Genomic DNA, 13,674 nt, shown 5'->3' with positions numbered 1-13,674 from the left:
CCCCCCTTGTTCGGGGGCACCCCGCCGCGCGGGCGGGCGGGCTATATCCGGCGCGGCCGGGCCTGCCCCTTGTGGGGGCTGGGGGGAGCGCGCCACGCGCTCCACACCGGGTGGCGCGCGGCCTCCATCATCGCCGAGGGCGAGGTGATGCAGCTTGCCGCCGCCAAGAACCTCGAAACCACCGAGGACGAGCATTTCGCCGTCATCAAGGCCAAGACCGCGGCATTGTTTTCGGCGGCTGCCGAAGTCGGTCCGGTCATTGCCCAGGCGACGCGCAACGACCGTGCGGCGCTGCGCTCCTATGGCATGAATCTCGGCCTTGCATTCCAGCTGATCGACGACGCGCTGGACTATGGCGGCACCAGCAAGGATCTGGGCAAGAATGTCGGCGACGATTTCCGCGAAGGCAAGGTGACCTTGCCGGTCATCCTCGCCTACCGGCGCGGCACCAAGGCCGAGCGCACCTTCTGGAAGCGCTCCATCGAGGACAATGTCACCGATGACGCCGGTCTGGAAAAAGCGATCGGCCTGATGACCCGCCACGGCGCCATCGCCGACACGATCGGGCGCGCCAGCCATTTCGGCGAGATCGCCCGCGACGCGCTGGCGCCGCTGGAAGCGACGCCGCAGAAATCGGCGCTGATCGACGTCATCGATTTCTGCATCAGCCGGGTGAACTGAAGGCTGGACTTTAGCGGCGCTTCCTCTGGCTCGCGGTGATGAGGAAGTTTGCGAATTCGGTCCCGCCGTCTCGACAACATGCCTCGCCGCAAATTATCTATAAAACATGGCAAAGGGCACAGACGACACCATCGCGGTGCGCATCAGCAAGGTGCTGGCGGACCGCATCATCTCCGGCGCGATCGAGCCGGGAGCCAGGCTTCGGCAGGATCATATCGCCGAGGAATTCCAGACCAGCCATGTTCCCGTGCGCGAAGCCTTCCGCCGGCTCGAAGCGCAAGGGCTGGCCGTCGGCGAGCCGCGCCGTGGCGTGCGTGTCGCCGCTTTCGACTTGGGCGAGGTCAAGGAGGTCGCCGAAATGCGCGCCGCACTCGAAGTGCTGGCGCTGCGCCACGCCGCGCCGCACCTGACATCGGCCATTCTCGATCTCGCCGAGGAGGCGACCAAGGCCGGCGACAAGTCCCGCGATGTCAGGTCGTGGGAAGAAGTCAACCGCGCCTTCCACCGGCTGATCCTGACGCCATGCGGCATGCCGCGCCTGCTCGCCACCATCGACGACCTGCACGCGGCGAGTGCCCGCTTCCTGTTTGCGGCTTGGCGATCGGAATGGGAGGCACGTACCGACCAGGATCATCGCGCGATACTCACCGCCTTGCGGCAGGGAAGCACCGAATCGGCAGCCGTGACGCTGGGGCGGCATGTTCAATGGATTGGCCGCAAGCCAGTCAGGACGGCTTCCGGGACGACGCGCGAAGCCTTTGCCATCGTCGGCTGATGCATTGTCGCCCAAAGCGACCTTGGTTTTGGGGAACGACATGCATGCAAGCAGAGACCTGAAGCGGGTCGCCTGAATACCTCAGTTGCGACACTTTAGGCGGCCTTTGCACAGCGAAGGCTTGCTATCCCGCGGGAATTGTGGATTCGATAATAGATCGAAAACAGAAATTATCTATAATTTGCAATCGATCGAAGGAATCCCAATGACAGACGTCGCATTCTCGTCCAGCAAGCCATCGTTCAGTCCGCTTCGGCTTCAAGGCCGCTCTCTTGTCTGGCAGGTTGGAGCCGTCGTGCTCGGCATGCTGTTCCTGGCGCTCTCCTCATACATCGAAGTGCCGATGGTTCCGGTTCCGGTGACCATGCAGACCTTCGCCGTGACACTGATCGGCGCGCTCTATGGCTGGCGGCTTGGCGCCATCACCATCGCCGCCTGGCTGGTCGAGGGCGCGGTCGGTTTCCCGGTGCTGGCCGGCGGCGCCGCCGGCGTACAGCATTTCGTCGGGCCGACCGGTGGCTACCTCTTCGCATTTCCGGTCACCGGCGCGCTGGTTGGCTGGCTCGCCGAACGCGGCTGGAACGGCAACAGGGTGATGCTTGCCTTCGCCGCCATGCTGCTCGGCAACCTTGCTTGCCTGGTTCTCGGCACCATGTGGCTCGCCGTCATGATCGGCGTCGAACAGGCCATCACGTTCGGATTTCTGCCTTTCCTGGTCGGCGGCTTGCTCAAGTCGGCGCTGGGTGCCGCGACACTCATGGCCCTTCCTGGCAGGGCTAAGCCGGCCAATCCGTGACGATCAGGCTGCGCGCCCATCACCTCCTTTGCCTGCTCACCTATGTGGGCAAGGGATACAGTCCCGCCTTCATCGCCAACTACGATCGCGTAGCGGAGCGCCTGAGCCGGGGCGAGGACGCCCTCCTCGTTTCCGGCCCCGACGATGTCTGCGGCCCGTTGCTCGACGAGCCGGAACCGCATTGTCTCAACGAAAGCGTCGTCGAGCGGGACCGGCTCGCGGCACAGGATTTGGAGGAATTGCTGGCGCGCCCAATCCGGATCGGCGCCAGGCTCGATCTCGATGCCTCGATGCTGGCCCGGATGCGGCAGGCGTTTTCGGCTGGGCGCGTGCGCAAGGCTTGCGGCGGCTGCGAGTGGAATGAGCTGTGCGGCACGATTGCGGCCGGCGGATATGGCGACACGCTGGTGCAGCGGTCTGCTTCGCGAGGTGAGCGCTGATATTGGCGCCGAGCCCAGCGGTCGAATCTGTGATATTCGGCTTCGCGCAGGGCACGGCCGAAATTCAAGATCGGAAAACTGGTGCCTGCCGCCATGGTTTGTTAATCGGGTGCCCGGATTGTGAATTCGAGGCGGATTGAAGCGCGACCCCAAAAAGGCCATGCTTTATCAGGAAGATCGAGTCTACGCCGATCCGCTGACTCGGAGATGGCGCCTGGCTGAAAGGAATACAATGCGGCAAGGACGTGCGCGCTGGCTGACAAGGCTGGCAATTGTGGCAGGCATAGCGATCTCGGCTCTGCCGGCCTATGCCAAGCAAACCACCGAACCGGTCAAGATCACGTCGTTCTCGGGCGCCTATCTGGCAGCCCGGATCGCCGAAGGCGACAACGACCTCGACAGCGCCATCGCCTACTACAAGCAGGCTTTGGCCTTCGACCCGAGCGACACCGGCCTGCAGCAGAGCCTGATGCTGTCGCTGATCGCGCAAGGCCGCTTCGACGAATCCCTGGTCTATGCCGACAAGCTCAAGGAAGTTCCGGATGTCGAGCGCTTCTCGCGCCTGGCACTGTCTGTCGATTCCTTCCACAAGAAGGATTTCACCAAGGCGCAGTACTGGCTCAAGCTGTCGCTGGAATCCGATCTTGACCGGCTGATCTCCGGGGTCATGTCAGGCTGGGCCCAACAGGGCGCCGGCGAACCCAGTGACGCAATGGCTTCCATCGACAAGCTGCAGGGGCCGGATTGGTTCGGCCTGTTCAAGTCGTTCCACCGTGCCCTGATCGCCGATGCGTCCGGTATGCCCGAAAAGGCCGAGGCGATCTACGCCGCGACGATGCAGGATACGGCCGCCGGCGGTGCCGCTCCCGAAACCTGGATGCGCAACGCCCAGGCCTACGCGTCGTTCCTCGCCCGCAAGGGCGACAAGACCAAGGCGATGTCGGTGCTCGATCAGGCTGAGGCGTTTTCGCCCGGCAAGCTGGAAATCGTCGCCTTGCGCGACAGGATCGCCAAGGGCGACAAGATTGCGCCCTTCGTTGCCGGTCCGTCTGACGGCGCCTCCGAGATTCTGCTCGACCTCGCGACCGCGCTCAATCGCGGCGGCGGCGAGCCGTTCGTCCGTCTCTATCTGCAATATGCACTGGCTCTGAAGCCCGACAGCGATGCGGCGCTGGTGCAGCTCGCTGCCGTGTCCGAGCAGTTGAAGGACGGCGAGGGCGCCATCGCGCTCTATCGGCGGATCCCCGCGACTTCGCCGCTGAAGGAGCTTTCGGACCTGCAGCTCGGCCTCAACCTTGCCGATCTCGACCGTCATGAGGAGGCGATCACCCATCTGAAGGCCTTCGTCGACGCCCACCCCGACGACATGCGCGCCTATCTGGCGCTCGGCGGCGTCTATTCCTCTAAGGAGGATTTCCGCTCGGCCGCCAATCTCTACGACAAGGCCGTCGAGGCGCTGAAGACGCCGACCGCGGCCAACTGGAACATCTTCTACCAGCGCGGCATCGCCTATGAGCGGCTGAAGGAATGGCCGAAGGCCGAGCCGAACTTCCGGAAGGCGCTGGAGCTGTTCCCCGACCAGCCGCAGGTATTGAATTATCTCGGCTATTCCTGGGTCGACATGAACATGAACCTCAAGGAAGGCCTGGCGATGATCCAGAAGGCCGTCGACCTCAGGCCGAGCGACGGTTACATCGTCGATTCGCTGGGTTGGGCCTATTTCCGCCTCGGCAGGTTCGACGATGCGGTGCGCGAAATGGAACGCGCCGTGTCGCTGAAGCCGGAAGATCCGGTTCTGAACGACCACCTTGGCGACGCCTACTGGCGCGTCGGCCGCAAGCTGGAAGCAACCTTCCAGTGGAACCAGGCCCGCGACCTGAAGCCAGATCCCGATGTGCTGGCCACCTTGCAGCAGAAGCTGATGAAGGGCCTGCCGCCGATCGAGTCCAACACGGCGCAGGAAACCCAGAAGGTCAAGCCTGAGCCTGTGCCCGCCCCGAAGGGGTGAACCGACTTTTTTGAATACGAGCGGGGCTCTTTTCGGAGCCCCGTTTCCGTTTGGGCTAGATGCGCCCGTCCAGACGCCTGCCGATTTGCGGAGACGGTCTCAAAACATCTTCCGGTAGACGACGAACCCGGAGCGCTCGGCAACCCTTGTCATAGAGCTTCGCGGCGGCGCTTTGCTTGACGCTTCGCCGCCGTGTCTCTAGGACGTGCCGGCAAGCTAGCCTGTGCTGTCGAGGCCCCCCGTGACGATTGAAATCCCCGCCCATATGCATCCCAGCCGCTCGTTCCAGGGGCTGATCCTGACCTTGCACAATTACTGGGCGGCCTATGGCTGCGTCATCCTGCAGCCCTACGATATGGAAGTCGGCGCCGGCACCTTCCATCCGGCAACGACACTGCGCGCGCTCGGACCGAAGCGCTGGAATGCGGCCTATGTCCAGCCTTCGCGTCGTCCCAAGGATGGCCGCTATGGCGAGAACCCGAACCGGCTGCAGCACTATTATCAATACCAGGTGATCCTGAAACCCAACCCGCCCAACCTGCAGGAGCTCTATCTCGGCTCGCTGGCGGCGATCGGCGTCGATCCCCTGCTGCACGATATCCGCTTCGTCGAGGACGATTGGGAAAGCCCGACGCTGGGCGCCTGGGGCCTCGGCTGGGAATGCTGGTGCGACGGCATGGAGGTGTCGCAGTTCACCTACTTCCAGCAGGTCTGCGGCATCGAATGCGCGCCGGTGGCCGGCGAGCTGACCTACGGGCTTGAACGCCTGGCCATGTATGTGCAGGGCGTCGACAATGTCTACGACCTCAACTTCAACGGCCGCGAAGGCGCCGACAAGGTCACCTATGGCGACGTCTTCCTGCAGGCCGAGCAGGAATATTCGCGGCACAATTTCGAATACGCCAACACGGCGATGCTTTTGCGCCACTTCGAGGACGCCGAGGCCGAGTGCAAAGCGCTGCTCGATGCCGGCGCGCCGGCGTCGAACGACAATCTGCCGACGCACCGCATGGTTTTCCCGGCCTACGACCAGTGCATCAAGGCCAGCCATGTCTTCAACCTGCTCGATGCGCGCGGCGTGATTTCGGTCACCGAACGGCAGAGCTACATCCTGCGGGTGCGCAATCTGGCGAAAGCTTGCGGTGAGGCGTTTCTGAAGACGCAGGCGGGTGGCCTGGCGGCCTGAGTTTCAGGCACGCTTCATCATCTCGAGGGAAGCGTTGATTGGCGACAGGATCTGCCCGCTCGCGCCGGCCATTGTCCGCAATGCCTGCCGTACACCCGGCATCGAGAACGCGCCGTGAGCCTGCGCGGTGAAGCAGGCGCTGAGTGCGAGGATCTGCAGAAGTCTGGATGCCGTTTTCATGGTCGTTGAGCCAATGGTTCCCTGCCTGAGCGTGTGTCGCTTCAGCGCTGAGTTCGGTTCATGGAAATCTTTGATCCAAGGACGGGTGGCGTGGTCTCGTCCCGACAGGATGGCCAAAATTTGTGTAAAGGGTGACAGCAGCCAGCCGAGTTGCTATGCCCCGCCCGGACCACTCTCCCGCATGAGCTGACCCCGATGCCTGACCTGCTTCTAGAACTTCGCTCCGAGGAAATCCCTGCGCGCATGCAGCGCAAGGCGGCGGGTGACCTGAAGAAGATGCTGACCGACGGTCTGGTCGAGGCGGGGCTGACCTATGAGGCGGCGCGCGAGTACTGGACGCCGCGGCGTCTGACCCTCGATATCAGGGGCCTGACCGCTCGCTCGAAGGATGTTCGCGACGAGATCAAGGGGCCGTCGACATCAGCGCCTGAACAGGCGGTCCAGGGTTTCTTGCGCAAGGCAGGGCTTGCTTCGGTCGCCGAGGCGCATATCCATTCCGATCCGAAGAAGGGCGATTTTTATGTCGCCCACATTTCGAAGCCGGGCAGGCCTGCGGAAGAGATCATCGCCGAGCTGGTGCCGGACATCATCCGCAATTTCCCCTGGCCGAAATCGATGCGCTGGGGCCCGGCCTCGGCCAAGCCCGGTTCATTGCGCTGGGTGCGGCCGCTGCAATCGATCCTGTGCACCTTCGGCCCGGAGACCGAGGAGCCGGTGGTGGTCGATTTCGAGATCGACGGCATCCGCTCCGGCAACATCACCTATGGCCACCGTTTCCATGCGCCCGATGCCATCACGGTGCGCCGCTTCGACGACTATGTTTCCAAGCTGGAAGCGGCCAAGGTCGTGCTCGATGCCGACCGCCGCAAGGAAATCATCCTTGCCGATGCCCGCAATCTCGCCTTCGCCAACGGGCTCGACCTAGTCGAGGACGATGGGCTGCTGGAAGAGGTGTCCGGGCTGGTTGAATGGCCGGTCGTGCTGATGGGCGAATTCGAGCAGGCTTTCCTCGCCATACCCGCCGAAGTGATCCGGCTAACCATCCGCGCCAACCAGAAGTGCTTTGTGACATCGCGCCTGATCTCCCCCCCTGAGGGGGAGATGTCGGCGAAGCCGACAGAGGGGGTCGCCTCGCGTGAAGCGCTGGCGCCATCTGTGCCGAGCCCGATCGAACCGACCCCCTCTGGCCTGCCGGCCATCTCCCCCTCAAGGGGGGAGATTAGCCAGCTTTCCAACCGTTTCATCCTCACCGCCAACATCGAGGCCAAGGACGGTGGCAAGGAGATCGCCCACGGCAACGGCAAGGTGGTGCGCGCCCGTCTGTCCGACGCGCTGTATTTCTGGACGACCGACCAGGGCGATTTGCCTGATCTTGGTGAGCTCAAGGCGTCAGCGCAAAAATTCGAACTCGATCTGAAGAAACCCCTCGACCAGCGCATGGCCCGCCTCGACCATCTCGGCGTGACTTTCCACGCCAAGCTTGGCACGCAGGGCGAGCGGGTGGAGCGGATCAAGCGCCTGGCCGAAGAACTGGCGCCGATCGTGGCGCAGTCGATCTCCCCCCTTGAGGGGGAGATGGCCGGCAGGCCAGAGGGGGTCGCCTCGCGTGAAGTGCCGGCATCCTCTGTCAGCGATAGGGCGTCGCGCCCCGTCGTGCCGACCCCCTCTGTCGCCTTCGGCGACATCTCCCCCTCGAGGGGGGAGATTACCGCGCTTGCAAGTCGCGCCGCTGTCCTGGCCAAGGCCGATCTCACCACCGAAGTCGTCGGCGAGTTTCCCGAATTGCAGGGCGCCATGGGCCGCAAATACGCGCTGCTCCAGGGCGAGCATGCTTCAGTCGCCGCGGCCATCGAGGAACACTACAAGCCGCAAGGCCCGTCCGACCGTGTGCCGACCGATCCGGTTTCGATTGCGGTGGCGCTCGCCGACAAGCTGGATACGCTTGTCGGCTTCTGGGCGATCAACGAAAAGCCGACTGGTTCGAAAGATCCTTATGCGTTGCGCAGAGCGGCGTTGGGTGTGATCAGGATTCTGGTCGAGAACGGGGTAAGGTTGTCGCTAAGAGCATCGACATTCGAGGCTTCGGAGGAAGTTGCAGACTATATCCGCGATCGTCAGCTTGATCGCCAGTCTGAAATTGCTGCTGAGTTGGAACAGCAACTAGGCGGAGACTCTTTGATCGACCGCGTCATTGAGCGTGATTCAGCGATTCCAAGCGATGCGTTCGAGCGGTCGCAGATAAGGAGGGAAGAAGAGATTGAAAACCTGATCGCCTTCTTCCACGACCGCCTGAAAGTCTACCTCCGCGATCAGGGTGCCCGCCACGATCTGATCGATGCAGTGCTGGCGACAAGTTCGCGCCCAATCTCCCCCCTAGAGGGGGAGATGTCGGCGAAGCCGACAGAGGGGGGCGCTGTCCCGCCGTCCTCTCAGCGCCAAGCGCCCCCCTCCGCCCTGCCGGGCATCTCCCCCTCAAGGGGGGAGATTGGCCAATCGTCCAATGATGACCTGCTGCAGATCGTCCGCCGCGTCGAGGCGCTCGGCTCCTTCCTCGACACAGAGGATGGCAGAAATCTGCTCGCCGGCACCAAGCGTGCGGCCAACATCCTGGCTGCCGAGGAGAAGAAGAAAACGGCGGTCGCCGAAACCGTTGACCCGGCATTGTTGCGCGAGGATGCCGAGAAATCTCTGTTTGCGGCGGTGAACCAGGCTGAGAAGCAAGCCGGCGAAGCGATTCAAAACGATGACTTTTCCGCCGCCCTGCTGGCGCTTAGCGTGTTGCGCGAGCCGGTTGATTCATTCTTTGAGCATGTTCTCGTGAATGATGAGGACCAGGCCGTGCGCGCCAACCGCCTGGCGCTGCTCGCCCGCATCCGCGCGGCCACCGGTCAGGTCGCGGATTTCTCGAAGATTGCCGGTTAAGGACTGAAAAAATATCTTCCAGCCGGTCGTTCGAGCCGGCTTACAGTCATATGACGATGATCTCTTCGTGGCAAAAAGGACATGTTCCCAACCCCACGGAGGCTTCCATGAATTCCGATCACGACATCGAAGTGACAGAAGAAACTCCCGCCGAGGCGCTTGAATCCGCTTCCGAAACCACCCTCGATCATGCCGCGGCCGCAGCGGTCGAAGCCGCCGATCTGTCTGACGATGACGAAGATGGCGACGATGAAGAAGGCGAAGAAGGCGACCACGCCGAAGCTGCCACGCTCTCGGATGACGACGAAGACGGCGAGGCCGAAGAGGTCGACGACAAGGAAGAAGCGGCCTGAGATTCAGTCGCTATCGATGAAAAAGGGCGGCGCCAACGCGCCGCCCTTTTTTCGTCAGTCGTCCCGAATGCTGAGCCCGGTCAGTTCTCGAGAATGCTGACGCGCACGCTGTTTTCGTAGACGTCGACCTGGATCAGCGGCTCGCCATTGACGATGGCGCGCTTGGTCGAGGAACTCATGGCGCCGCCGCGCTCCAGCATGCGTTGCAGATCGGCGCGCTGGTCGTTGGTCCTGAACCAGCCATCACCCTCATCGTCGCTGTCGCGGCGGTGGAACTTGTGCCAGTTGGCGCGGTCCTGCCGCACCATTTGCGCGGCATTGTCCAGTGCATAGCCGTCACTCGCCTGATGGTCCCGATCGGAAATGCGCGCGACATAGGATCCCAGCATGTCGTCGGCATGAGCCGTGCCGCCAAGCAATGCGGCCAGCATAATGCCAGCCGCGGTGACGGTTTCGAATCTTCTCATGATCTACCCCCTTTGCCCCTAAGCGATGAAATCCCGTCTGCCAGGGCCGCTTGCCTAAATACAGGCGATGGCATCCAGCGGCTGACATAAACCGAAACGGGATTTGCCGGACGATGGTGCGCCGGGCGCCGGACCGCAGTCAAGTCACGCCGTCACCGTCAGCCTGTCTTGAGCAAGGCTACTTGGTATAGCCGTTCGGAGGCATCCGCTGACCTGCTGCCTGCATCGGGGCGTTCGGCGGGGCGGATTGGTTCTCAGCGTTGCCCGAGGGGGCTGCAGAGGCCGTGGCCGTTGCCGGCGCGGTGCCTGGGGCCGGCGCAGCAGCTGCGGCGGGTTCGGCGGTTGGCGCCGGCGCCGAGAAGGCGGGACCGGTAACGCCGCCACGAATGACCATCGGGCCTGGCTGGAAACCATGCTCGGCCACGGGCTTGTCCGGAATCGCCGCCACCTTTTCAAAGGTGACGTCGGGCTGAGCTTCGCCGACCGCCACCACCGACTTTGCATCACTGGCCATAGGTGCGCCCAGCTTGATGATCGACGGTGTCGAGGATGACGCGCCCGGGAAAACGAGAGACGAGGCCTGGGCCCCACCGGTTGCCGCCGCAAGAATGATACCCAGCAGGATACGCACAGACATGATGACCGCTCCCCTTTGCCCAGAAGCTGCACAATAACGGGCCGGAATTGATACCGGCTTTCGTGGAAGCATAGCATTTTAGGAATTGATAAATTGCCAATGCCCGATTTGCCCAACAGCGTCTTGCCCGACAACGACTTGCCCAACGGCCGCCATCGTATTACGCACCCCGCATCTGCGAGGTGACGAGAGTGGCTGAAATACTTGCCGTTGGCGAGGCGATGGAGCAGGCGCTGGCGCTGCTCAGGGGTGGCGATGTCGTCGCCATCCCGACCGAAACCGTCTACGGACTTGCCGGCGACGCCACCAACGGCACCGGCGTGGCGCGCATCTTCGAGGCCAAGGGGCGCCCGCGCTTCAACCCGTTGATCGCCCATGTCGCCGACATGGCGATGGCCGAGCGCCTCGCGCTGTTCGATCCGCTGTCGAAGAAACTGGCGCTGGCTTTCTGGCCTGGCCCGCTGACACTGGTGCTGCCGCAGCGGCCCGGCAACGGCATCCATCCGCTGGTTACGGCCGGGCTCGATACGATTGCCTTGCGCATGCCGAGGGGCTTTGGCGGTGATCTGATCGCCAGGCTCGGCCGCCCGCTTGCCGCGCCCAGTGCCAATTCATCCGGCAAGATCAGCGCAACGACCGCGCAGGCGGTGGCGGCGGACCTCGGTGCGCGGATCAAGCTGATCGTCGATGGCGGCGCAACCCCGGTCGGGCTGGAATCGACCATTGTCAAAGCAGAACGTGGCAGATTACGGCTGCTGAGGCCCGGTGGCATCGCCGCTGAGGAGATCGAGGCAGCCATCGGCATGGAATTGCTGCGCGGCGGTGCCACCGACGTCGAGGCGCCCGGTATGCTTGCCTCGCACTATGCGCCGGGCGCCGCGATGCGGCTCAATGCCGGGTCGGTCGACGAGGGCGAAGCCCTGCTCGGCTTCGGCGGCCAACGGGCGGAAGGTTGGCGCCGCGCCGCCGCTTTCCTCAATTTATCCGAAACCGGAGACCTGCGCGAAGCGGCGAGCAACCTGTTCGCTTTTATGCAGGAGCTTGACCGCAGCGGCGCGCGGACCATCGCCGTCGAGCCGGTTCCCTTCGACGGCCTGGGCGAGGCGATCAACGATCGCCTCTCGCGTGCCGCCGCCCCTCGTGACATCTAACGGCCCACAACATAGTTTTCCCCATGACCGAAAATTCAGACAAACTCGATCCCGCTCTCACCGATCGCTTCGCGGCGATCGTCGGCGACAAATATGCGCTGCGTGAAGAGCAGGATATCGCGCCTTACCTCGTTGAACGGCGCGGGCTCTGGCACGGCGCGACATCGCTGGTGCTGCGGCCGGGCAGCGTCGACGAGGTCAGCCGGATCATGCGGCTGGCGACCGAGACGGGAACGCCAATCGTGCCGCAAAGCGGCAACACCGGCCTGGTCGGCGCCCAGGTGCCGGACACTTCCGGGCGCGAGGTCATCCTGTCGCTGTCGCGGCTCAACCGCATCCGCGAAATCGATGTCCTGTCCAACACGGTGACGGTCGAAGCTGGTGTCATCCTGCAGACGCTGCAGGAGGCGGCCGATGCCGCCGACCGGCTGTTTCCGCTGTCGCTGGCCGCGCAGGGCTCCTGCCAGATCGGCGGCAACCTGTCGTCCAACGCCGGCGGCACCGGCGTGCTTGCCTACGGCAATGCGCGCGAACTTTGTCTCGGCGTCGAGGTGGTGTTGCCGACCGGCGAGGTGTTCGACGATCTGCGCAAGCTGAAGAAGGACAACACCGGCTACGATTTGAAAAACCTGTTCGTTGGCGCCGAAGGCACGCTCGGCGTCATCACCGCCGCCGTGCTCAAGCTGTTTCCGAAGCCGAAGGGTCGGGAAGTCGCGTTCGTCGGCCTATCGTCGCCCGAAGCCGCGCTCTCCCTGTTCAGCCTGGCGATGGACCGCGCCGGGGCAGCACTGACCGCCTTCGAACTGATCGGCAGGCGGCCATACGACTTCACGCTGGCGCATGCCCAGGGCGTGGTGCGACCCTTGGTCGACGATTGGCCGTGGTATGTGCTGATGCAGATTTCGTCCGGCCGTTCATCGGAAGATTCGAGAGCGTTGATCGAGGACGTGCTCTCGGCGGGCCTCGAGCAGGAATTCGTCGGCGATGCCGTTATCGCGGCAAGTCTCGGGCAGGGCGATGCCTTCTGGAATTTCCGCGAGTTGCTGCCCGAGGCGCAGAAACCGGAGGGCGCCTCGATCAAGCACGATATTTCGGTGCCTATCGCATCGATCCCGCGTTTCATCGCAGAAGCCGCCGGCGCCGTAGCGTCGGTGAGCGCCGGCGCCCGCGTGGTCTGCTTCGGCCATATGGGCGACGGCAATCTGCACTATAACATCTCGCGGCCCGTCGACGGCGACGACGAGGCGTTTCTCGCTCTCTACCATCCCATGAACAAGGCGGTGCACGACGTCGTGCGCAGCCTGCACGGTTCGATCTCGGCCGAGCATGGCATCGGCCAGTTGAAGCGCGACGAACTGATCGCCACCGCGCCGCCGATGGCGATCGATCTGATGCGCAGGGTGAAAGCTGCCTTCGACCCGGCCGGCATCATGAATCCCGGTAAGGTTATCTGATCCTTTCAACATCTTGTGGCTGGTGGGATTCCGATAACCATCCCTGAGATCAGCAAAATTTAACCGACTTTCTTAAGCGGGGCGGTAAGGAGCCCGCGCTACTGTCTCCATACAAACGAGGCTGGAAAAACCGGCCCGGAGAGAACCGGACACCGGCTCTCAGGAGACAGACAGGAAGGCAATCTATGAACACCGGACTGAAGCCAGTCTGGGCGGGACGCAACATGCGTCTCGACCCATTTCGCCTGCCGCAAGTGGTGAGCTACGCGACACGCGACGACTACGGCGACGTGACCTTCACCATCGACCAACGCGGCGCCGTGATCCGCCGCCTGCTCGAGATGAGCGGCCTGCCCGCGATCGTCGTTTTGCCCGCCAATGCGTTCCGCGGCGTTGCCGCTCGCGCCATGGAGGACCCGGACGGCAATGTCACCGTGACCCTGGAACTCTTGCACAATGATCCGATGCTGTCGGTGCCGCTGCTGGTTGCCGACGATCTCGACGATGTCGCCGCCGACTGGCGCGCCTGGGCCGACGCCTACCGTCTGCCGATGCTGCTGATCGAATCGGACGGCGTTGCCCGCACCCTTGAAGAATCGCTCGGCGCCGCCATCAAGACGCTGC

Annotated in this window: 14 protein-coding genes; 11 read left to right on the top strand and 3 right to left on the bottom strand. The window is 63.4% G+C overall.

Features of this window, described 5'->3' with window-relative positions:
* From NKJ06_RS31005 to NKJ06_RS30980, 6 genes are all read left to right on the top strand, one after another.
* Positions 1 to 681, top strand: a 681-nt coding sequence (locus tag NKJ06_RS31005; RefSeq protein ID WP_352811852.1) for a polyprenyl synthetase family protein, incomplete at its 5' end; no start/stop codon positions are given.
* Positions 682 to 787: 106 nt separating this feature from the next.
* Positions 788 to 1,456, top strand: coding sequence for a GntR family transcriptional regulator (locus tag NKJ06_RS31000; RefSeq protein ID WP_352811850.1), 669 nt, complete (start codon positions 788 to 790; stop codon positions 1,454 to 1,456).
* Between the two features lie 205 nt (positions 1,457 to 1,661).
* Positions 1,662 to 2,252: a biotin transporter BioY gene (locus NKJ06_RS30995; protein WP_352626505.1), complete on the top strand. Its 591-nt coding sequence runs from the start codon at positions 1,662 to 1,664 to the stop codon at positions 2,250 to 2,252.
* Positions 2,249 to 2,692, top strand: coding sequence for a DUF1284 domain-containing protein (locus NKJ06_RS30990; RefSeq protein WP_352626506.1), 444 nt, complete (start codon positions 2,249 to 2,251; stop codon positions 2,690 to 2,692). Before NKJ06_RS30995 ends, NKJ06_RS30990 begins: the two co-directional genes overlap by 4 nt.
* Before the next feature lie 232 nt (positions 2,693 to 2,924).
* Positions 2,925 to 4,700 (top strand): tetratricopeptide repeat protein, encoded by a 1,776-nt coding sequence (locus NKJ06_RS30985; RefSeq protein ID WP_352626507.1) that lies wholly within the window; start codon positions 2,925 to 2,927, stop codon positions 4,698 to 4,700.
* A 265-nt stretch (positions 4,701 to 4,965) separates the two neighbouring features.
* Positions 4,966 to 5,886: a glycine--tRNA ligase subunit alpha gene (locus NKJ06_RS30980; RefSeq protein WP_352627290.1), complete on the top strand. Its 921-nt coding sequence runs from the start codon at positions 4,966 to 4,968 to the stop codon at positions 5,884 to 5,886.
* A gap of 3 nt (positions 5,887 to 5,889) precedes the next feature.
* Here the strand turns inward: NKJ06_RS30980 and NKJ06_RS30975 are convergent, their stop codons facing one another.
* Positions 5,890 to 6,066 carry a hypothetical protein gene (locus NKJ06_RS30975; RefSeq protein WP_352626509.1) on the bottom strand — a complete coding sequence of 59 codons (177 nt, stop codon included), beginning with the start codon at positions 6,064 to 6,066 and terminating at the stop codon, positions 5,890 to 5,892.
* Between the two features lie 195 nt (positions 6,067 to 6,261).
* On the opposite strand from NKJ06_RS30975, the gene NKJ06_RS30970 reads away from it, so the two are divergent.
* Together NKJ06_RS30970 and NKJ06_RS30965 are read left to right on the top strand one after the other, a co-directional pair.
* On the top strand, positions 6,262 to 8,988 hold the full coding sequence (locus NKJ06_RS30970; RefSeq protein ID WP_352626511.1) for a glycine--tRNA ligase subunit beta: 2,727 nt from the start codon (positions 6,262 to 6,264) through the stop codon (positions 8,986 to 8,988).
* Between the two features lie 50 nt (positions 8,989 to 9,038).
* On the top strand, positions 9,039 to 9,341 hold the full coding sequence (locus NKJ06_RS30965) for an ATPase (protein WP_352626513.1): 303 nt from the start codon (positions 9,039 to 9,041) through the stop codon (positions 9,339 to 9,341).
* Positions 9,342 to 9,421: 80 nt separating this feature from the next.
* Here the strand turns inward: NKJ06_RS30965 and NKJ06_RS30960 are convergent, their stop codons facing one another.
* Positions 9,422 to 9,808, bottom strand: a complete 387-nt coding sequence (locus NKJ06_RS30960) for a hypothetical protein (protein ID WP_352626515.1) — start codon at positions 9,806 to 9,808, stop codon at positions 9,422 to 9,424.
* A 178-nt stretch (positions 9,809 to 9,986) separates the two neighbouring features.
* Entirely contained in the window at positions 9,987 to 10,445 is a 459-nt protein-coding gene (locus tag NKJ06_RS30955) for a hypothetical protein (protein ID WP_352811847.1), read from the bottom strand.
* Positions 10,446 to 10,636: 191 nt separating this feature from the next.
* Here NKJ06_RS30955 and NKJ06_RS30950 point away from each other — a divergent pair, with 191 nt between their 5' ends.
* The 3 genes from NKJ06_RS30950 to NKJ06_RS30940 form a co-directional block, all read left to right on the top strand.
* Positions 10,637 to 11,596 carry an L-threonylcarbamoyladenylate synthase gene (locus NKJ06_RS30950; RefSeq protein ID WP_352626519.1) on the top strand — a complete coding sequence of 320 codons (960 nt, stop codon included), beginning with the start codon at positions 10,637 to 10,639 and terminating at the stop codon, positions 11,594 to 11,596.
* Positions 11,597 to 11,619: 23 nt separating this feature from the next.
* Positions 11,620 to 13,050 (top strand): FAD-binding oxidoreductase, encoded by a 1,431-nt coding sequence (locus tag NKJ06_RS30945; protein ID WP_352626521.1) that lies wholly within the window; start codon positions 11,620 to 11,622, stop codon positions 13,048 to 13,050.
* Positions 13,051 to 13,235: 185 nt separating this feature from the next.
* Positions 13,236 to 13,674: DUF6101 family protein (locus NKJ06_RS30940; RefSeq protein ID WP_352811844.1), on the top strand; the 439-nt coding region annotated here is incomplete at its 3' end.

Source organism: Mesorhizobium sp. M0293, from assembly GCF_040321735.1.
In the GTDB taxonomy this organism is placed as follows: Bacteria; Pseudomonadota; Alphaproteobacteria; order Rhizobiales; family Rhizobiaceae; genus Mesorhizobium.
Note: the sequence above shows the minus strand (reverse complement) of the source record. Positions and strands in the feature narration are given on the sequence as shown.